The 17,266-nt window shown below is 42.6% G+C and carries 20 protein-coding genes; 7 read left to right on the top strand and 13 right to left on the bottom strand.

What is annotated here, in order from left to right:
* The first annotated feature begins 38 nt into the window (after positions 1-38).
* Both BUC10_RS05535 and BUC10_RS05530 read left to right on the top strand, forming a co-directional pair.
* The gene (locus BUC10_RS05535; protein ID WP_073176942.1) at positions 39-422 is read left to right on the top strand and encodes an START-like domain-containing protein; all 384 of its coding nucleotides are present in this window, start codon (positions 39-41) and stop codon (positions 420-422) included.
* Positions 423-476: 54 nt separating this feature from the next.
* On the top strand, positions 477-1,322 hold the full coding sequence (locus BUC10_RS05530; RefSeq protein ID WP_073176941.1) for an aminotransferase class IV: 846 nt from the start codon (positions 477-479) through the stop codon (positions 1,320-1,322).
* 1 nt (position 1,323) lies between these two features.
* Here the strand turns inward: BUC10_RS05530 and BUC10_RS05525 are convergent, their stop codons facing one another.
* From BUC10_RS05525 to BUC10_RS05505, 5 genes are all read right to left on the bottom strand, one after another.
* A complete protein-coding gene (locus tag BUC10_RS05525) occupies positions 1,324-1,884 on the bottom strand; it encodes a YqgE/AlgH family protein (protein ID WP_073176940.1) in 561 nt (186 codons plus the stop codon).
* 126 nt (positions 1,885-2,010) lie between these two features.
* Positions 2,011-2,283, bottom strand: a complete 273-nt coding sequence (locus BUC10_RS05520; protein ID WP_073176939.1) for an HU family DNA-binding protein — start codon at positions 2,281-2,283, stop codon at positions 2,011-2,013.
* 175 nt (positions 2,284-2,458) lie between these two features.
* Positions 2,459-3,427 carry a methionyl-tRNA formyltransferase gene (gene fmt, locus BUC10_RS05515; RefSeq protein WP_073176938.1) on the bottom strand — a complete coding sequence of 323 codons (969 nt, stop codon included), beginning with the start codon at positions 3,425-3,427 and terminating at the stop codon, positions 2,459-2,461.
* On the bottom strand, positions 3,399-5,291 hold the full coding sequence (locus tag BUC10_RS05510; protein ID WP_073176937.1) for a RecQ family ATP-dependent DNA helicase: 1,893 nt from the start codon (positions 5,289-5,291) through the stop codon (positions 3,399-3,401). Before BUC10_RS05510 ends, fmt begins: the two co-directional genes overlap by 29 nt.
* Positions 5,291-5,854, bottom strand: a complete 564-nt coding sequence (locus tag BUC10_RS05505; RefSeq protein WP_073176936.1) for an AAA family ATPase — start codon at positions 5,852-5,854, stop codon at positions 5,291-5,293. Before BUC10_RS05505 ends, BUC10_RS05510 begins: the two co-directional genes overlap by 1 nt.
* 87 nt (positions 5,855-5,941) lie before the next feature.
* Between BUC10_RS05505 and BUC10_RS05500 the strand changes: the two genes are divergently transcribed.
* From BUC10_RS05500 to murA, 3 genes are all read left to right on the top strand, one after another.
* Positions 5,942-6,229 (top strand): DUF493 family protein, encoded by a 288-nt coding sequence (locus tag BUC10_RS05500; protein WP_073176935.1) that lies wholly within the window; start codon positions 5,942-5,944, stop codon positions 6,227-6,229.
* An 83-nt stretch (positions 6,230-6,312) separates the two neighbouring features.
* A complete protein-coding gene (locus BUC10_RS05495; protein ID WP_073176934.1) occupies positions 6,313-6,966 on the top strand; it encodes a DUF4290 domain-containing protein in 654 nt (217 codons plus the stop codon).
* A gap of 15 nt (positions 6,967-6,981) precedes the next feature.
* Entirely contained in the window at positions 6,982-8,289 is a 1,308-nt protein-coding gene (gene murA, locus BUC10_RS05490) for a UDP-N-acetylglucosamine 1-carboxyvinyltransferase (protein WP_073176933.1), read from the top strand.
* On the opposite strand, the gene BUC10_RS05485 is transcribed toward murA, so the two are convergent.
* Positions 8,286-9,149 (bottom strand): AraC family transcriptional regulator, encoded by an 864-nt coding sequence (locus BUC10_RS05485; protein WP_073176932.1) that lies wholly within the window; start codon positions 9,147-9,149, stop codon positions 8,286-8,288. The two genes, murA and BUC10_RS05485, sit on opposite strands and share 4 nt — an antisense overlap.
* Before the next feature lie 92 nt (positions 9,150-9,241).
* Here BUC10_RS05485 and BUC10_RS05480 point away from each other — a divergent pair, with 92 nt between their 5' ends.
* Together BUC10_RS05480 and BUC10_RS05475 are read left to right on the top strand one after the other, a co-directional pair.
* A complete protein-coding gene (locus BUC10_RS05480; protein ID WP_073176931.1) occupies positions 9,242-9,952 on the top strand; it encodes a phytanoyl-CoA dioxygenase family protein in 711 nt (236 codons plus the stop codon).
* Positions 9,953-9,955: 3 nt separating this feature from the next.
* Complete coding sequence (locus BUC10_RS05475; RefSeq protein WP_073176930.1) at positions 9,956-10,765, top strand: sugar phosphate isomerase/epimerase family protein; 810 nt, start codon at positions 9,956-9,958, stop codon at positions 10,763-10,765.
* Here the strand turns inward: BUC10_RS05475 and BUC10_RS05470 are convergent.
* The 7 genes from BUC10_RS05470 to BUC10_RS05440 form a co-directional block, all read right to left on the bottom strand.
* The gene (locus BUC10_RS05470) at positions 10,762-11,367 is read right to left on the bottom strand and encodes a carboxymuconolactone decarboxylase family protein (RefSeq protein ID WP_073176929.1); all 606 of its coding nucleotides are present in this window, start codon (positions 11,365-11,367) and stop codon (positions 10,762-10,764) included. The genes BUC10_RS05475 and BUC10_RS05470 overlap by 4 nt on opposite strands.
* Complete coding sequence (locus tag BUC10_RS05465) at positions 11,367-11,744, bottom strand: nuclear transport factor 2 family protein (protein WP_073176928.1); 378 nt, start codon at positions 11,742-11,744, stop codon at positions 11,367-11,369. Before BUC10_RS05465 ends, BUC10_RS05470 begins: the two co-directional genes overlap by 1 nt.
* Positions 11,745-11,956: 212 nt before the next feature.
* Complete coding sequence (locus BUC10_RS05460) at positions 11,957-12,817, bottom strand: polysaccharide deacetylase family protein (RefSeq protein ID WP_073176927.1); 861 nt, start codon at positions 12,815-12,817, stop codon at positions 11,957-11,959.
* Between the two features lie 36 nt (positions 12,818-12,853).
* Positions 12,854-13,858, bottom strand: a complete 1,005-nt coding sequence (locus tag BUC10_RS05455) for a pirin family protein (RefSeq protein WP_073176926.1) — start codon at positions 13,856-13,858, stop codon at positions 12,854-12,856.
* 13 nt (positions 13,859-13,871) lie between these two features.
* Positions 13,872-14,390 carry a hypothetical protein gene (locus BUC10_RS05450; protein WP_073176925.1) on the bottom strand — a complete coding sequence of 173 codons (519 nt, stop codon included), beginning with the start codon at positions 14,388-14,390 and terminating at the stop codon, positions 13,872-13,874.
* A gap of 7 nt (positions 14,391-14,397) precedes the next feature.
* On the bottom strand, positions 14,398-15,825 hold the full coding sequence (locus BUC10_RS05445; RefSeq protein ID WP_073176924.1) for an amidohydrolase: 1,428 nt from the start codon (positions 15,823-15,825) through the stop codon (positions 14,398-14,400).
* Positions 15,826-15,934: 109 nt separating this feature from the next.
* Entirely contained in the window at positions 15,935-17,245 is a 1,311-nt protein-coding gene (locus BUC10_RS05440; protein ID WP_073176923.1) for a cryptochrome/photolyase family protein, read from the bottom strand.
* Positions 17,246-17,266 lie beyond the last annotated feature (21 nt).

Below are 17,266 nucleotides of genomic sequence, written 5' to 3'. Positions count from 1 at the left end.
TTATAGCCTATTGTTGAAAGGAAAAATAGAACACTAGAATGAGTGATAAGGTCAAATTTGAAATTGAGTTTGTAATACAGGCCTCGCCTCAATTACTTTACCAATATATCTCTACTCCATCAGGCTTGTCAGAGTGGTATGCCGATAATGTAAACTCTAGAAGTGAGCTCTTTACATTTATTTGGGATGGAGCAGAGGAGAATGCCAAAATGCTGAAACGGAAGAGCGATGAGTTCGTGAAGTTTGCTTGGGAGGAAAATGATGATGACAGCTACTTTGAAATGCGCATCATTGTTGATGAGATTACAAAGGATGTGTCCCTTTTCATTACAGATTTTGCTGAAGATGACGAAGTGGACGAGGCTAGAATGCTCTGGGAAAACCAGGTATCGGATTTAAAGCAAGTATTGGGATCCAAGTAGAAGTATTCCAAGCGAAAACGTATATTTGGTCCCGATTTTAATCGGGACTTTTTTATGGTCAATTTTGATGGGGCATTGCTTCCCAAATCTTCTCCAATCCTTACGCACGCCAATCGTGGACTCAAATATGGCGATGCGCTGTTTGAGACCCTCCGTTGTGTAAATCAAACTCTTTTTTTCTGGGAGGACCATTACTTTAGGTTAATGGCATCGATGCGAATTTTGCGAATGGAAATTCCAATGGATTTTACCCTGGAGTTTCTAGAAGGTGAGATTCAAAGAACAGTGGTCAAAAATGGTTTGGAAGACCAACCTGTTAGGGTGAGAATGACCGTTTTCCGAAAAGATGGAGGGCTTTACGATCCAACAACCAATGAGGTTTCTTATTTGATCGAAGTTGCTCCAATGGAGTCGCCCTTTTATCTATTGAATTCGGGATCTTATGAGGTAGAATTGTTCAAGGATTACTATCTGAACAAGGATATGCTTTCCAATTTAAAGACCACCAACAAAATCCTTAATGTAGTGGCCAGTGTTTTTGCCAAGGAAAATGGCTATAATAACTGTCTATTGATCAACGGGGATAAACAAGTTGTGGAAACCATCAATGGAAATTTATTTTTGGTGAGTGGAAACACGGTAAAAACCCCACCGTTGTCCGACGGATGTTTAAATGGCGTTATCAGAAAAAAGCTAATGGAGATCATTAAAACCGTTGAAGGCTTGGAGTTGCTGGAAGAGTCCATTTCCCCATTTGAGCTTCAAAAGGCGGACGAACTTTTCTTGACCAATAGTATCCAAGGAATTATTTCCATTGGGAAATACCGAAAAAAAGAGTTTAAAAATAAGCTGGCTCAGCAGCTTCTTGGTAAACTAAATGCAAAAGCCCGTTTGGGGTGAGCTAGTTTAAAGAGGGGTTTTCAGGGGAATTGGACCAAAGCAGGTAGTCTCCGCCAAGTTCAACCATTTTTTCCTTCCAGAATGCATTGGAAGGTTTTTCAAGAATGTTACTTTCATATTCATTTTGTACCACGACCCAAGATTTGGATGAGAGCTCATGGTCCAACTGATGGGAATCCCATCCGGAGTATCCTAAGAAGAACCGAATATCTTGCTCGGTAATGGTCCCATTGTTTATTAGCTCCACAGTCTTATCAAAATTCCCGCCCCAAAAAATACCATCTGATATTTCAATGCTATCGTCTATCAATTCTGGTACTTTATGAATAAAATAAAGATTGTCCTGTTCAACGGGCCCACCATTGAAGACTTTAAAGGGGATGGTAATTTCAGATATGAGGTCGCAAATGTTGTAATCCAAGGGCTTGTTCAAGATAAAGCCTACAGAGCCCTCATGGTTGTGCTCGGCCAAAAGTACCACGGATCTGTTAAAGGAAACGTCTCCGGTAAGTGTTGGTTCCGCTATCAATAATTTTCCTTTTGTTGGTTTGAGGCCTACCATTTAGCTAGCTTCTTTCTTTTAAATGTAATATAAATCCGAATAATTACAAAAAACCTTTGGAATGACCGTAAAATAAAAAAGCACTTCCGTTGGGAAGTGCTTCTATATATTGTGTTACCAAACTGATTAGTTGACTGAACCGCTCAATTCTGCTCCAGCTTTGAACTTTACAACGTTCTTAGCTGCAATCTTGATAGTTTGTCCAGTTTGTGGATTTCTACCTTCTCTTGCATTTCTCCTGGAAACTGACCAAGAACCGAAACCTACCAAAGAAACTCTGTTTCCTTTTTTAAGCGATCCCTCTACGTTACCCAAGAAAGATTCCAATGCTTTTTTAGCCGCTGCTTTCGTGATGCCAGCATCAGCTGCCATAGCATCGATTAATTCTGTTTTGTTCATAATGGAATTAAATTAATTGTTGTAAAATAATTTTAATGCTGAACAAATTTATATGGATTTGCCTCAAACGCAAGTAAAACCAAGGGAAATCGGGTTTTTTGTTGATAACTTGAAACGTTTGTTGATAAAGTAGAAAAAAAATGGGATGATTTCTGAGACTAGTGGTAGTAAGGCTTCAGCGAAGATGGGCCTCATTATCAAGACTTAGGCCATTTAGCACTTCACCAATTTCCATTCTTCGCTTACCTGGAAGCTGTACCTCGAGCAGATGAAGATAACCTCCCTCTACAGCAACCTTTAATCCTTTCTTTTCCGGAAAAAGTTTTCCTACCATATAAGTATGTTTGGCCAACTCTATCTCCGATTTATAAATTTTGATGTTAGCCTCCTCCTTATTATTTATTAATTGGCTCCAGGCCGCTGGGTATGGACTTAAGCCCCTAATATGGTTATGGATTTGTTCCATTGATGCTGTCCAATCTATTTTGCAGGTTTCCCGGTCTATCTTATGTGCTGGTTTAATTGCTGTAGCATCCTTTTGTGGTGTACTGGTAACTTGGTCCGATACAATTTGTTGACAGGTTTCCACAACTAGTTCCGAACCAACCAACATCAATCTATCATGCAGGGTGCCAGCATTGTCCTCCAAATAAATGGGTTCCGATTTTTGTAGAATGATATGGCCCGTATCTATTTTATCATCAATAAAAAACGTGGTAACACCTGTTTCGGTTTCCCCATTGATAATGGCCCAATTGATTGGAGCAGCGCCACGATATTGGGGAAGAAGGGAGGCATGAAGATTGAAGGTGCCAAAAGTAGGCATGCTCCAAATCACCTCTGGAAGCATCCTAAAGGCAACCACTACTTGCAAGTTGGCGTTAAGTTGGGCCAACTCTTTAATAAACTCCTCATTCTTTAAATTGGTGGGCTGCATCACCTTTAGACCTCGTTCCAACGCAAAGCTTTTCACAGCGGATTCCTGCAACTTACGACCGCGACCTGCGGGTCTATCCGGCGCAGTTATAACACCAACCACCTCGAATCCGGCGTCTAAAACTGCTTTCAGGCTTCCCACCGCAAAATCGGGGGTCCCCATAAAAACGATTCGGAGTTTATTTTTTGATGTTGTATGTATTTCCATTTGTCAATAAAATCAATTCATCTTCAAGCAACTCCTGAAGCGCCATTACTACTTGTTGTTGTGCAGCCTGTAAGGTCTGTTCCAAAATCCTGGAGGTTAGTGGTTTCTTTTCCAATAGCTCCAGAATCCCACGTTTTAGTACTTCAAGCGATTGTAATTCTGTCGGTCTGCAAATATCGCATGTCCCACAAATTTTAGAAGCCTTTTCTCCAAAATAATCTAAAATATAAGCACTTCGGCAACGGGTGCTGTTGTCTATATAGCTTAATATGGCGGACATATTTTGATGCTTAACTTGGTGGAAATCCTTGATTTTGTAGGCAAAGGTATTTATGGTACGATCATCCTCACGAGGAACCAGAAAGTTGATTTCCAAATCGCTTGTGGCATTTTTATATGTCGCAATACCATCAGCATCTAACTGTTGCAATATCTTTTTTAGGTTGACTTCCCCAATGCCCGTTTTTCTTGATAGCAGGTGAAGGTTTAGTTTGGTGTCATATTCTGTAATACCTCCATAAGTTCTAAGTATGGTCTGAATAATTGGAGCCGTTTGCCGGTGCTTTTCTAAATACTCAAAGATTGTAGATTTGGAGGCAGTAAACTTTAGCGAGGTTCGTTCGGAAAAATTCTCTGACAATGAAATGACGGAGTTCTGGTCTAGGATTCGAAGACCTTGATAGGTCATATTTGCGTTAAAACCGTAGCGTTGGCAAAATACATTGAATTTTAAAGGCAAAGGTTCGGCTATGGATTCACCGTAGGAAATTTGAAAGTAATTGTTCAATTTTACGTACAACAGTTTCACAAAGTCCACATTGGGCAAACTTCCGAGAAATTGCCGTTTGGCCTGCTCTTCATCCTCTTTGTGCGTAATCATGATTGCACGGGAAGGAAGACCATCCCTTCCAGCACGACCCGCTTCCTGAAAATAGCTTTCCAAACTATCTGGAATTTGATAATGGATAACTAGCCTTACATCCGGCTTGTCCACACCCATACCAAATGCATTTGTGGCTACTATACTTTGTACTTTTCCTTCCAACCAGAGTTGTAACCTTTCCTGTTTTTCCTTTTTTGAAATCCCTCCATGAAAAAAAGTAGTCTTGATGCCATTTTTTTTCAAGAACTCCGAAAGGCTCAAGGTCATTTTTCGTGACCTGACATATACAATGGAACTCCCATCTGTTAGGGATACATATTTATTAAGCTGGTACAATTTGTCTTCCGTATGCCGAACCTGGAACGAAATGTTGGAACGGGAAAAGGAATCCTTGAAAATGGTCGCCCTTTCCATATTCAGGTTATGCAAAATGTCCTTTACCACCTTTGGGGTCGCGGTGGCCGTTAAAGCCATTAGTGGGACGTTGGGGACTATATCCCTTAATACCGCACATTCCAGATAAGCGGGTCTAAAGTCATTCCCCCACTGCGAAATACAGTGAACCTCATCAATAGCAACAAGATTTACGTTCATTTGCCTGATGCGTTCCTGGACTATGGATTGTTGTAAACGTTCCGGTGAGAGATACAAAAACTTATAATTCCCGTAGAGGCAGTTGTCCAACAAATCATGGAGCTCCGTATGGGGGATGCCACCGGTAAGGGCAATGGCTTTGATTCCCTTCAATTTAAGTTGATTAACTTGATCTTGGATAAGTGCCACCAAGGGAGAAACCACAATACATATTCCTTCCATGGCCATAGCTGGAACCTGATAACACACTGACTTTCCTCCCCCTGTAGGCATCAGGGCAAGAACATCCTTACTGTTTAGGATAGTGTCAATAATGTTCCTCTGGGATCCCCTAAAATCGTCATGACCCCAGAATTCCTTTAAAATCTGTTTTACATCTTTCTGCACTAATCTGGTTTAAGGGCTTCCAGAATAAAGGAAACACGTTCTGGAACCGGGTTCTTGGGTACAAGAATGGGATCGTAGCCAAATTTTCTATAGGCATGCATCAGGGCCTCATGAATTTTCTCCGCTTCGGCATAAGTTTCAAGTCGTTCATTGTCCGAAACATAGATTTCTTTCCAAGGTGGAACAATAAATATGGTATCGTAGGGATGGTCCTTGCACGCTGCTACGAAACTAGCGTCGTACTCCTGACCAAAAAAATCCATATAGGCCAAAACATCAGGGATTCCACGGTCAAAAAAGCTAATGGGAACATCCAAATCCAAAGAATTGAGATAATGCTGGGTTCTTCCAGAGAGAAGATTTTTATTGAATTCCAAAGCGTCATCAACAAATACAAGGGGATTTGACACAAAACTATCGGGTTCCCCATCCAACTTTGCCTTTGAGGTCATATCCCTAATAATCTCATGAAAACAGTGATGTCCCTGCTCCTCCAATCCTTTTATGATGGATGTCTTTCCCGTTCCGGGCGCACCTGTAATAACGGTTTTATGGTTCCTCAAATACAATTATTTATCAACACAAAGTAATGAAATAGCCAGAAGGAAAAAAAATTGTATCCTAAGACATATATTTGTAAAAAATAGGGTATGGAGAAGGAGAAACCTGAAGAGTTTTACGCGCGGCTTAAAGAGCAATTATTGGAAAATACGGCATGGCCCTCCAATTATTTGTACAAGTTTATTGTTCCTACGGATGATGAGAAAATCAACCAAATCAACAATATTTTTAACAACACGGGTGCTGTAATAGAATCCAAGAAATCCAAGAAGGGAACCTACACTAGTATTTCCATCACGGTGCATTTGAAGGACCCGGATGAGGTCATTGCCAAGTACAAGGAAGTGTCCAAAGTAGACGGGGTTATTTCGCTTTAGGGCAGGCATTGCTATAATTTTAGTATTTTGCAGGCGTTATCAGATAAGACTTCCCAAAATTTAATTTCATTAAACGCTTTAATTTGAACGAAGTAGAGAATTTAGAATATAATACGGAGCGTCCAAAACTCCATATTCCAGAGTATGGCCGTCATTTTCAGAAAATGGTGGACCATGCCGTTTCCATAGAAGATAGAGAAGAACGGAACAAGATTGCCAAGGCGATAATCAGCGTTATGGGCAATCTGCAGCCGCATTTACGCGATGTACCCGATTTTCAGCATAAGCTTTGGGACCAACTTTTTATCATGTCCGATTTTAAACTGGATGTGGAATCGCCTTTCCCAATTACCTCTAAGGAAGTGTTACAGCAACGGCCAGAACCATTGGAATATCCGCAGAACCATCCAAAATACCGCTTTTATGGAAATAACATTAAGCGTATGATCGATGTTGCAATCAAATGGGAGAAAGGAGATATGCGTTCCGGCTTGGAATATGCTATCGCCAATCACATGAAAAAATGCTATCTCAATTGGAACAAGGATACTGTTGAGGACAGCGCAATATTTGCACATTTGAAAGAACTTAGTGATGGGCAAATAGATTTGGCTCCAGATGGTGAAACACTTACCGACAGTGGACAGTTCCTCAAAAACCGTTTATCCAAGTCCAACAGAAACGGTGGCAGCAATAAAAAAGGACAACGAAACAACAGGGGTAAAAAAAGGTATTAAATTCCATAGGAATCCATGGGAACATTTCGAATAGAGGGTGGGCACCAATTGCATGGTGAGATAACACCCCAAGGGGCAAAGAACGAAGCACTTCAGATTCTTTGTGCAGTGCTGCTTTCAGCAGAAAAAATTACCATAAACAATATTCCGGACATCGTTGATGTCAATAAGCTAATTGCACTTTTAGAGGACTTGGGCGTAAAAATCCAGAAAAAGGGTAAGGGCAGTTACACCTTTAAGGCGGATGATGTTAATTTGGAATATCTCCAGACCGACCAATTTAAACAGGATGGACGTGGTCTACGAGGTTCCATTATGTTGGTTGGCCCGCTGTTGGCCCGATTCGGAAAAGGGTACATCCCAAAACCGGGAGGGGACAAGATTGGCCGCCGTCGTTTGGACACCCATTTTGAAGGATTCATAAAGTTGGGAGCCAAGTTCAGGTACAACCGGGAAGAGTATTTCTACGGGGTTGAAGCTGATAAGCTCAAAGGAACCTACATGCTCTTGGACGAGGCTTCCGTTACGGGTACGGCGAATATTGTGATGGCTGCAGTACTTGCAGAAGGAACAACCACCATTTACAATGCAGCTTGTGAGCCTTATTTACAGCAGTTGTGCAAGATGCTCAATCGCATGGGAGCAAAGATTTCTGGAATCGGCTCCAACTTACTGACCATAGAAGGTGTTGAAGAATTAGGCGGAACTGAGCATACCATGCTTCCAGATATGATTGAGATTGGTAGCTGGATTGGTTTAGCGGCCATGACCCGTAGTGAACTCACCATCAAAGATGTCAGCTGGGACGATTTGGGCCAGATTCCGAACGCTTTCCAAAAATTGGGGATACAATTGGAGCGACGGGGAGATGACATCTATATTCCCAAGCATGAAAACGGATACGAGGTACAGAGCTATATCGATGGTTCTATTTTGACTATTGCTGATGCGCCTTGGCCCGGTTTAACCCCGGACCTATTGAGTATTTTGCTCGTTGTGGCCATTCAGGCCAAAGGCGAGGTGGTCATCCATCAAAAAATGTTTGAAAGCCGTCTGTTCTTCGTGGACAGGTTGTTGGATATGGGTGCCAAGATCATTCTTTGTGATCCCCACCGAGCCACAGTGATTGGCCATGACTTTAAATCCACCCTAAAAGCCACCAATATGGTTTCGCCGGATATTCGGGCTGGGGTTTCCTTATTGATAGCGGCCTTGTCTGCCAAGGGCACATCCACCATCAACAACATTGAGCAAATAGATCGCGGTTACGAGAACATTGACGAACGTTTGCGTGCTATTGGCGCCAAAATTGTTCGGGTTTAAGACTTTTCAACCTGTGCCCTGAATACCTTGGGCGACATTCCGGTGAACTTTTTAAATGTGGTAGCAAAATATTGGGACGTACTGAATCCCAAATTGTAAGCAACCTCGGTTACGGAATTGGTCTTTAGCAGTTCTTCTTTGGCCCTTTCAATCTTTAATCTGTTGATGTAGGCTTTGGGCGGAGCCCCAAAATGCTGTTTGAACCAGCTTTTAAAGTAAGCGGTTGAGAAATTCACCAATTCAGCCAACTCATCCACATAGATAATCCGATGCAAGTTTTTGGCTATAAAATCATCAATAATCTTAACTCTTTCCGAAGGAACTACAATTTGTACGGTCTGGGATAGTTCAAGAGTTTCCAACAGCAACTGAACCAATAATTGGTTTGTGGTGAGCTGGACTAATGTGGTCTGATCCGATTCAAGTTGGTCAATCAATTTTTGTAAAAGAGATTTTAGACTTAGGCTTCCTTTAAATATCTCCCCTGTATTAGCCTTGAGCGACGATATTAGAAAATCTGACTGTTCTTCAGGAAGATTGCAAAGCTGCCCTTGGGTATGATCTATATAAACCTGGAGCCAATACAATTCCCCAATATCCTCTGGATAAACCCCAGAACTGTGAGCGTGATTGGGTGGCACAATCAAGATATCATTACCTCGAAGTTTTAGTAATTTCCCTTCCAATTCATAATACTGCTGCCCTCTAATACAAAAGCAAATTTCCATTACACCCTGGTGCTGGTGGGATTCCAGTATGGGTTCAACTTTTCGATAATGGTAATGTCCAAAATCCACAAACCTTGGATAACCCAAGCTTGGTAGGTGGAATACTCTGCGTTTTTTTGTTTGATTTTGCATGTATATGTATAAAAAAATAGGGTCATACGAATTTAGAAGACTTTCCTCAGAATTCCGATTTAATTTGACCCATCAAGTTTAAACCATAAACGATGAAAGATTTGTTCCTAAAAAATGGATATGCAAAATTGGACCGTTTGATTCCCAATTCAGAAGTAGAAAATTTAAGAGTTTTATACGATGAATTACTTCAGGACAAAGAGCGCACCTTGGGATTGCGAAGTGATTTGGGTGGGGGAGAAGGTGGTACTGTGGAAAAAATCACCCAGATTATGCGCCCCAGCATGGTTGAGCCAAAACTCTTAGAGACGATTTCCTATCTACTAGCTTTGGATCATGTAAAAGACATGTTGGGTGAGGATATGGAGCTCGATTTTGATATGCTCATCAACAAAGCACCCCACACCAACACCCCAACACCGTGGCATCAGGATGCCGCCTATTGGATAAAAATGCCGGACAAACGATCGGCCAGCTGTTGGATTGCTTTGGATGAGGTCTATGAGGAAAACGGCTGTATGTGGTTCATTCCCAAAGATGGAGATACTATTTTACCTCATAAGCATTACACCGAAGGTGGTGCCTTGCATTGTGAAACAGATGCCATAAATGCGGAATGCATTCCGCTCAAACCTGGAGGTTGTACTTTCCATGATGGATTTACCCTCCATTATAGCAGAGGCAATACTACAGATTCGCAAAGACGGGCTTTAATTCTTAATTTCAGGCCTAAAGCAATGATCCAGTTAGAGCGGGAGCAGGGCGTTGATCATACCGGAGAGCGAAAAGTACGGAACAAATAACCTATGGAAATAAAATGGATATATCCAAGATGGGGGAGTGCCCACCTGGAATGGGAAGTGTTTTTGAGCAAGGTCAAAGAACATGGCTATCACGGCGTGGAAATAGATTTGCCATTTGGTCCGGATAAGAAAGAAATCGCAACCATGTTAACCGATTTTGAGCTGGACTTTGTGGGGCAGCATTGGCAGACTCAGGAAGTAGATCATGAAAAGCACATGGAGGAGTACAAACGCCATTTGTACAATTTGGCTGAGGAAAAGCCTTTGTTGATCAATTCCCACACAGGACGGGATTTCTTTTCTTTTGAACAGAATTTGGAGTTGATCAAACTTGCACAACAAGTAGAGGTGGAAACAGGTGTTCCTATCGCCCACGAAACGCACCGGTCGCGATTTCCCTTTGCGGCACATGTTTGTAAGCAATATTTGCATGAAATTACATCTTTAAAACTGACTTCAGACCTTTCCCATTGGTGCTGTGTGGCTGAAACCTTGTTGGAGAACCAGCAAGAGGCTGTGGATTTGGCTATACAACATACCTATCACATCCATGCAAGGGTAGGGTCTACCCAGAGTCCGCAAGTTATGGACCCAAGGGTTGATACATACCAAGAGGAGTTAGCTCAATTCAAAAAATGGTGGAAAGCCATGCTTGAAAATGCCGAATCAGGGGGGAGGCCGTATATCACGATTGCCCCAGAGTATGGCCCGCTACCTTATGCTTTGCAGCACCCTCAAACAGGAGAATTATTGGGGGATCAATGGGAAATCAACCAATTTATTAGAAAGGAAATTGAAGATTTATGGGATTAGTTATGGCTCCAATTGTTGGGGTCATCACTATCATTGGGTGACAGTCCCAGGATATCCCCATGGGTATCCACTCCTAGACCGACCACACTTCGGTTGACATAGTTAAAATAACTGACCACTTGATTGACTTCCAAGATTTCACCTTCGGTGAAGCCCACTTCCCTTAGGTGTTCAATATCTTGCTGTGTTATATCCGCATGGTTCAGCGTAAGCATTTTCGCATATAGGCTCCCAGCAAAGAATTTGGTGGAAAAGAAGTCGGATAATTTATTCTTTAGAACAACTTCTTTGAAAGTATCTGCTCTGGAATCATCGCCCAATAACCGCTTAAAGCCCTCAAAATGATGCTGAAAACAATAATCACATTGGTTAAGATGGCTCACATAAGTTCCCAAAGCTTCCAAATACCATTTGGGAAGGGTGTTGTTGGAATTGTGGAGCACGTTTTTATAGAGCGCCATATGACCCACCAAAGTATGTGGCCGTAAACTGTGGATAAGCAACACGTTGTCCACATTGTTGTTGGGGCCTTTTACCCGATCATAAATTCGTTTGAGTTCCTTGTTGGCTTCCTCATAGCCGATAATTTTGATCCAGCTCATTAATACATGGTGTTGGGGTTGGCGGATTTCTCCGGAATTTGTTGGATGGCATCCCAATGTTCGCAAATTTTTCCATTTTCATCAAACCGGAAGAAATCCATGGTTACGTATTGATCGTTGCCCGGCCAGGTTTGGTGGGTGTGCAGGGCCACCAAATTGCCTTCGGCAATGCAGCGTACAAATTCAATGGATTTATCGGGATACTCATCCTGCATTTGTTCAAAATAGCTGATAAACCCTTGGGTGCCATCGGCCACATCTGGGTTGTGTTGGATGTATTCTTCGCCTACATACTTTTCAATGGCTTCGGCGGGGTGCCCTAAATAGGCCATTTTATAAAAGGCAATGGCGTTTAGTTTGTTTTGTTCCAAGTTCATGTCTGTTTGTTTATTTGTCGTCAGTTCGAGTAGGTTTTCGATAGAAAACCATATCGAGAACTCATTTAGCCTAACGCGTCAATTCGAATTTTTCCAAAGGAAAAGTATCGAGAATCAAGGATTTGGCATATAAAATTCTTGTTTTCGATACAATTTTTTCAGCGATAGACTGAAAAAATCACTCAAACTGACGAATTTCAATAAATAAGCCGTCAAAGAATATTTCTAATATCCGTCCAATTAATCAACTGAATGTCGTCCCGGGCAATTTGCGCCTTGGCAAAATCGCTGGTAAAGAAATCAAAATCTATCTGCCGCCATTCCGACCCAAAGTTGGGATGGTTCACCGTTACCCCCTGCATTTCCTGTTCGTCAAAAGCTGGATGAATCAAGATCACATTGAAACCTTCCACCAAGTCATCAAACACACCCGCATAATAGTCCCACAATTGGCCCTTTTCAAAATACGAAATATCCCCAATGTGGACTTTGTCCACTGGAATGGCCTCGGGTTTTATCGGATTACTTTCATCCAGGCCGACCATATCGGATAATTCTCGACTACGCTGCACAGGAAGTTTGTAACGTCTACCCAATTCCTTATAGACTTCAAACAAATCAGGGCGGCTCCCCACACTGTACATGTGCGAATCCAAATGGGAAGGGGAGAGGCCGTATGAGAGGAATTTTTCTATCTGGGCAGTGAGTTCCTTGCGGACATCTTCGGCCGCGGCATGTTCCCGAACTTGTTCCCGTTTTTTATAGAAATGTCCATTGGAATCTACCAAAGAGGGCACTTCAGAAACGGGCAACACAGGGCCAAACTTATAGTTTTCCCATTCGCAAGTGAGGGTAAGGTGTACCCCATGATCAAACTGAAGATTTTGTTTTGTCCACTGCGCCATTTCATAAAACCAAGGGCAGGGCACCATAATGCTGCAGGAGTTTACAATCCCAGATTGCAAGGATTGCATGGTGGCCAAATTCTCTGAATGGGAGAGTCCAGCATCATCCGCATGAATCATTAAAAGTTTGGTGTTGGCAGGATAGCCGAGTTTTTGGGCGAGGTTCATTTTGGAATTATTTGTATTAAAATGAATTCTAAAGGGTTACCCCTTTTCCACCAAACTCCCATCCGGATATTGTGCAAACCGACCTTTATCCTGATCATGTACATTATCGGGGTAAGGCCAGGGCCAGCCACCGAACTGGGTCAAACGGTATTCTTCCATAGCTTGCTGGATTTCCTCCTCGGTATTCATTACAAAAGGCCCGTACTTGGCCACAGGTTCATCTATGGGTTGTCCTTGCAGCATTAAAAAATAGGCTTTTTCCGCACCAATTTTAAGGGTCACCTCTTGGAAAGGGTCCAAAGCAATACCAAAGTTGGGATTTACCTTTCTATCTCCAATATAAATCTCTGAACCTTCGTAGAAATAGAGGGTTCGAGTAGCCAAGGAGCTAATTTTAGGCAACGTGTATTCCGTTTCAGCCTCCACGTGGATATTCCAAATGGCAACTTGGTGCTCATCTTTGGCCGCCCAAGAATTTGGGGCAGGGTCATTGGCTTGGGCGCCTCTATAGTTTCCTGCTATGACTTTGATTTGGGCATTTTTTTCCTGAATCACAGGGATGTCCTCATGCCAGAGCATTTTAAAATGCGGTTCCACAAACTTATCAGCCTTAGGGAGATTCAACCAGATTTGGAACAGCTCCAAAGGGTTGTCCTTATCCGTGTTGAGCAAAGGAAACATTTCGGAATGTTGCACGCCCCTGCCTGCCGTCATCCACTGCACATCGCCTTGACCAAAGCGGCCGGCTGCGCCCAAAGAATCAGAATGATCACAAAAACCTTTGTTGACAATAGTGATGGTTTCAAATCCGCGATGAGGGTGGTACGGAAAACCTGGAATGGTCTGCCCGTGGTACATACGCCATCCGTCTTTGATAGTAAAATCGTTACCAATGTTTCTGCCTTCCAAGTGTTTGGGGTCAGGACCTAGTTCACCATTCCCTTTGGGATAATGGTCCAAATGGTACACACAGAACAAAAAGGGGTCTTGGGTCTGCCAAGGAAAACCTAACGGAAAGGTTTGTAGAATAGGATCGGGCATAGCTTATTTTTAGTTAATCGTGCTTTGGTTCTGAAGTTTTTGGAGTAGTGAATTGGGTACTCAGGTATTTCTGTTTCCATTCCCCGTTTTCATAGCTCCCTACAATAAAATTATAGGTATTATCATCCACGAATTCCCAATAATCGGTTACTAAGGATTCCCCATAGGCGTAGGTATAGACAATGTCTTTGCCTTTGGCGGTAACCGTACCCTCGGTAACTCCGCCGAACACATCAAACTCCCAAAACTTAATGGTATTTGATGCGGCATCAAATTTACGAAGACCATGATTCCGGGGACCGTAGATTGTTTGTTCCTTGTTGGTATAGCCATTGGAATCTGCTATGACCAGCGTTTGGCCAAGGTCGTATCGGAACGTAATATCCTGCTTAAACTTGGAACCATCTCCCCAATTTCCCTCGGCGGACCAGGTTTTGCCCACCAAAGGTTCAAAAAAAGAAAGTTGGTTTTCCTGACTTTGTAAGTTTCCTAAGCCTGCAAAAAGCAGGCTTAGGAATATTATTTTTTTCATATAAATTCTAGTTGCTCCCAATAGGGGGAGGTCCATCGATCATGGCCTCATATTTCTCATCACCCTTACGGGTTTTATACTCCTCTTTGACCTTGGCCACCAACTTTGGATTTTCAAACAGGTCCGCCATAGTCATCGCCATAGCCTTGGAGGCATAGATCATTCCTTTATGGCCAATGCTCATTCCACCACAGGCTACCACGGCCCAAGAATGCCAAGGGGTGTCTTTGGGTGCTGTGGTTACGCTTAGGTTAATGTTGGGTACATTCCAACTAACGTCGGCTACATCTGTTGAACCTCCGCCAGGATTTTTTTCTGTTTCTCTCAAGGGTTCAATTTTACTGTCCATTCCCACTTGTGGTTTGCCGGTGGCTTCTTGGATACCCTTACCAAATGCAATTTCCTGTTCAGTATAGGTTATGGGACCCAGCAGTTCTAAGTTTTTTTGCATGATTTCCCCTCCGGAACGGTTCACCAACATCTCATAAATTCCGGAAACCAGTGAGATTTTATAATCCACATTGGCCATGATGGCGGCGCCTTCAGCCATTTTTTTTACGCGTTCGTAAGTGGGTAGCATTACTTTTCTTTTTGGATCTCTAACCCGAACCCAAATTCTGGAATAATCAGGGACTACGTTGACTACCTGGCCTCCATCTTGGATATGATAATGTATTCTGGATGTGGGTTTGATATGTTCTCTATAGTAGTTCATTCCGTTGGTGTATAACTCAAGAGCATCGGAAGCGCTGCGTCCGTTCCATGGATCTGCGGAAGCATGGGCGGCCTGTCCATAGAATTCTACGATAAAGTCAATTAGTGAAAGGCCGCTTTGAACATCAGCCTCCGTATTGGCGCCAGGATGCCAGCTGATGTTAACATCAACGTCATCCCAAAGTCCGGCCTTCACCATCCACACCTTAGCAAAGAACTTTTCTTCGGCCGGAGTACCCAAAAACTTAACTGTCCCCTTGAGTTTACCTGCTTCAATTTGCTCCTTAATGGCAATGGCAGCACCCAAACTAGCCGCTCCAAACAAATTATGTCCACAACCATGACCTGGTGCTCCGTCTATTCTTGGATCCTTGGTGGGAACCGTTTTTTGCGAAAGTCCAGGAAGGGCATCAAATTCCCCCAAAACACTGATCACTGGTTGCCCAGAACCATAGGTGGCCGTAAATGCAGTAGGGATATCTGCCACACCCCTGGTTACCGTAAGCCCATTTTTTTCGGCGTAAGAAGCAAGCACTTCCGCCGAATTGGATTCATTGAAAGCAGTTTCGGCATACTCCCAAATGGAATCGCTGACCTTGATTAGGTTTTCTTTATGGTCTTCAATGGAAGCGATTATCGCTTTTTTGGTAGAATTCATTTTTTGCGCCCCAAGGTTGGCAGAAAGCAAGCACAAGATTAAAAGTGTAAAGAATTGTTTCATTATATGTGATATTTGAATTAGTCTAAAACCCGGTAACATCCTCTGAAAGTAGAAGAAGAGATTTCTTTCCTTTAAGAAAGTATCAACACTTAAAAGTACTGAAAAACCTTTAACCCACGGCGTCCTTATAGACTTTTAGGCAGCGTTCGCGGGCCATTTTGTGGTTAACGATTTCTGGGGGATAGGTAAGTTCTTGAAATTCAGGAACCCATTTATTTACATAACCACCCTTTGGATCGAATTTGGTGAGCTGTAGAGTAGGGTTGAAAATCCGAAAATATGGTGCTGCATCAACCCCTGAACCGCAGGCCCATTGCCAGTTGCCCACGTTGCTGGCCAGTTCATAGTCCAATAGTCTTAGGGCAAAATAAGCCTCACCCCAACGCCAATCGATAAGAAGGTGCTTGCACAAAAAACTTGCCACCAGCATTCGTACCCTATTGTGCATATAGCCTGTCGCGTTCAATTCCCGCATACCTGCATCTACTAGGGGGTACCCCGTCTGACCAATTTTCCATAGGTTAAACTCGGCCTCGTTGTTTCGCCATTGGATGCGGTCGTATTTGGGTTTGAAGGCCTTGGTGACCGTATGGGGAAAATGCCATAGAATTTGCATAAAGAACTCGCGCCATATCAGTTCGTTCCAAAAAGTCTCGTTCTCTTCTTGAATGGCCTTTTTTACTGCCTTTCGGACAGAAATGGTTCCAAACCTTAGATGTGGTCCTAATCTTGAGGTACCTCGGTGGAGACTGGGAATGTTTCTTGTATGCTCATAGTTGCTGATCAAACTGGGCGAAAGTTCAAAATCTGGAACCACAATCTTTGAGGGTTCAAAACCTAATTCTCGAAGTGATATTTGGGGAAGGTCGGAGGCGATTAAAAGATTATGGAAGTAGCTTCGCGTATCAAACTCCTTGAGATGTTCAATGGGGTTAAAGCTTTCCTTCCAGCGCTTTTTAAACGGGGTGTATACAACATAAGGTCGCCCATCATCCTTTACAATATCATCCTTTTCAAAAATGACCTGGTCTTTAAAGGTGTTTAAAGCGATGTTATTGGCTCCAAGTAATTCACGTATGGATTGGTCACGGTTTTGAGCGTAAGGCTCATAATCGTGATTGGTGTATACGGAGGCTATCTCAAATTGTTGGATGAGTTCTGTAAAAACCTCCAGGGGTTTTCCTTTATAAAAAGCTAATCCGCTTTTATGTTTTGCTTTAAGTTCAGTATTGATTTTTTGAAGACAACCGTAAAAAAAGGAAACACGGGCGTCTTGTTTGGGAAGTTTGTGAAGTATTTCAGTATCAAAAATAAAAATAGGGAGTACAGGACAATTACTGTTTAGTGCATGGTACAAAGCCGCATTGTCGTCGAGTCTAAGGTCTCGTCTAAACCAGAAAATGGAAACGGGCCCGGTCATAGAATTGTGCTATAGCTTGAT

The sequence above is a fragment of the Flagellimonas flava genome (assembly GCF_900129665.1).
GTDB classification, from domain to species: Bacteria; Bacteroidota; Bacteroidia; order Flavobacteriales; family Flavobacteriaceae; genus Flagellimonas; species Flagellimonas flava.
This window is presented reverse-complemented; position numbering and strand designations above follow the sequence as displayed.

Excerpts from the sequence above, each read along its gene's own strand:
- BUC10_RS05535 (WP_073176942.1), top strand. The coding sequence starts at position 39 with ATGAGTGATAAGGTCAAATTTGAAATTGAGTTTGTAATACAGGCCTCG.
- BUC10_RS05530 (WP_073176941.1), top strand. The coding sequence starts at position 477 with ATGGTCAATTTTGATGGGGCATTGCTTCCCAAATCTTCTCCAATCCTT.
- BUC10_RS05525 (WP_073176940.1), bottom strand. The coding sequence starts at position 1,884 with ATGGTAGGCCTCAAACCAACAAAAGGAAAATTATTGATAGCGGAACCA.
- BUC10_RS05520 (WP_073176939.1), bottom strand. The coding sequence starts at position 2,283 with ATGAACAAAACAGAATTAATCGATGCTATGGCAGCTGATGCTGGCATC.
- fmt (WP_073176938.1), bottom strand. The coding sequence starts at position 3,427 with ATGGAAATACATACAACATCAAAAAATAAACTCCGAATCGTTTTTATG.
- BUC10_RS05500 (WP_073176935.1), top strand. The coding sequence starts at position 5,942 with ATGGAGAAGGAGAAACCTGAAGAGTTTTACGCGCGGCTTAAAGAGCAA.
- murA (WP_073176933.1), top strand. The coding sequence starts at position 6,982 with ATGGGAACATTTCGAATAGAGGGTGGGCACCAATTGCATGGTGAGATA.
- BUC10_RS05485 (WP_073176932.1), bottom strand. The coding sequence starts at position 9,149 with ATGCAAAATCAAACAAAAAAACGCAGAGTATTCCACCTACCAAGCTTG.
- BUC10_RS05480 (WP_073176931.1), top strand. The coding sequence starts at position 9,242 with ATGAAAGATTTGTTCCTAAAAAATGGATATGCAAAATTGGACCGTTTG.
- BUC10_RS05475 (WP_073176930.1), top strand. The coding sequence starts at position 9,956 with ATGGAAATAAAATGGATATATCCAAGATGGGGGAGTGCCCACCTGGAA.
- BUC10_RS05470 (WP_073176929.1), bottom strand. The coding sequence starts at position 11,367 with ATGAGCTGGATCAAAATTATCGGCTATGAGGAAGCCAACAAGGAACTC.
- BUC10_RS05465 (WP_073176928.1), bottom strand. The coding sequence starts at position 11,744 with ATGAACTTGGAACAAAACAAACTAAACGCCATTGCCTTTTATAAAATG.
- BUC10_RS05460 (WP_073176927.1), bottom strand. The coding sequence starts at position 12,817 with ATGAACCTCGCCCAAAAACTCGGCTATCCTGCCAACACCAAACTTTTA.
- BUC10_RS05455 (WP_073176926.1), bottom strand. The coding sequence starts at position 13,858 with ATGCCCGATCCTATTCTACAAACCTTTCCGTTAGGTTTTCCTTGGCAG.
- BUC10_RS05450 (WP_073176925.1), bottom strand. The coding sequence starts at position 14,390 with ATGAAAAAAATAATATTCCTAAGCCTGCTTTTTGCAGGCTTAGGAAAC.
- BUC10_RS05445 (WP_073176924.1), bottom strand. The coding sequence starts at position 15,825 with ATGAAACAATTCTTTACACTTTTAATCTTGTGCTTGCTTTCTGCCAAC.
- BUC10_RS05440 (WP_073176923.1), bottom strand. The coding sequence starts at position 17,245 with ATGACCGGGCCCGTTTCCATTTTCTGGTTTAGACGAGACCTTAGACTC.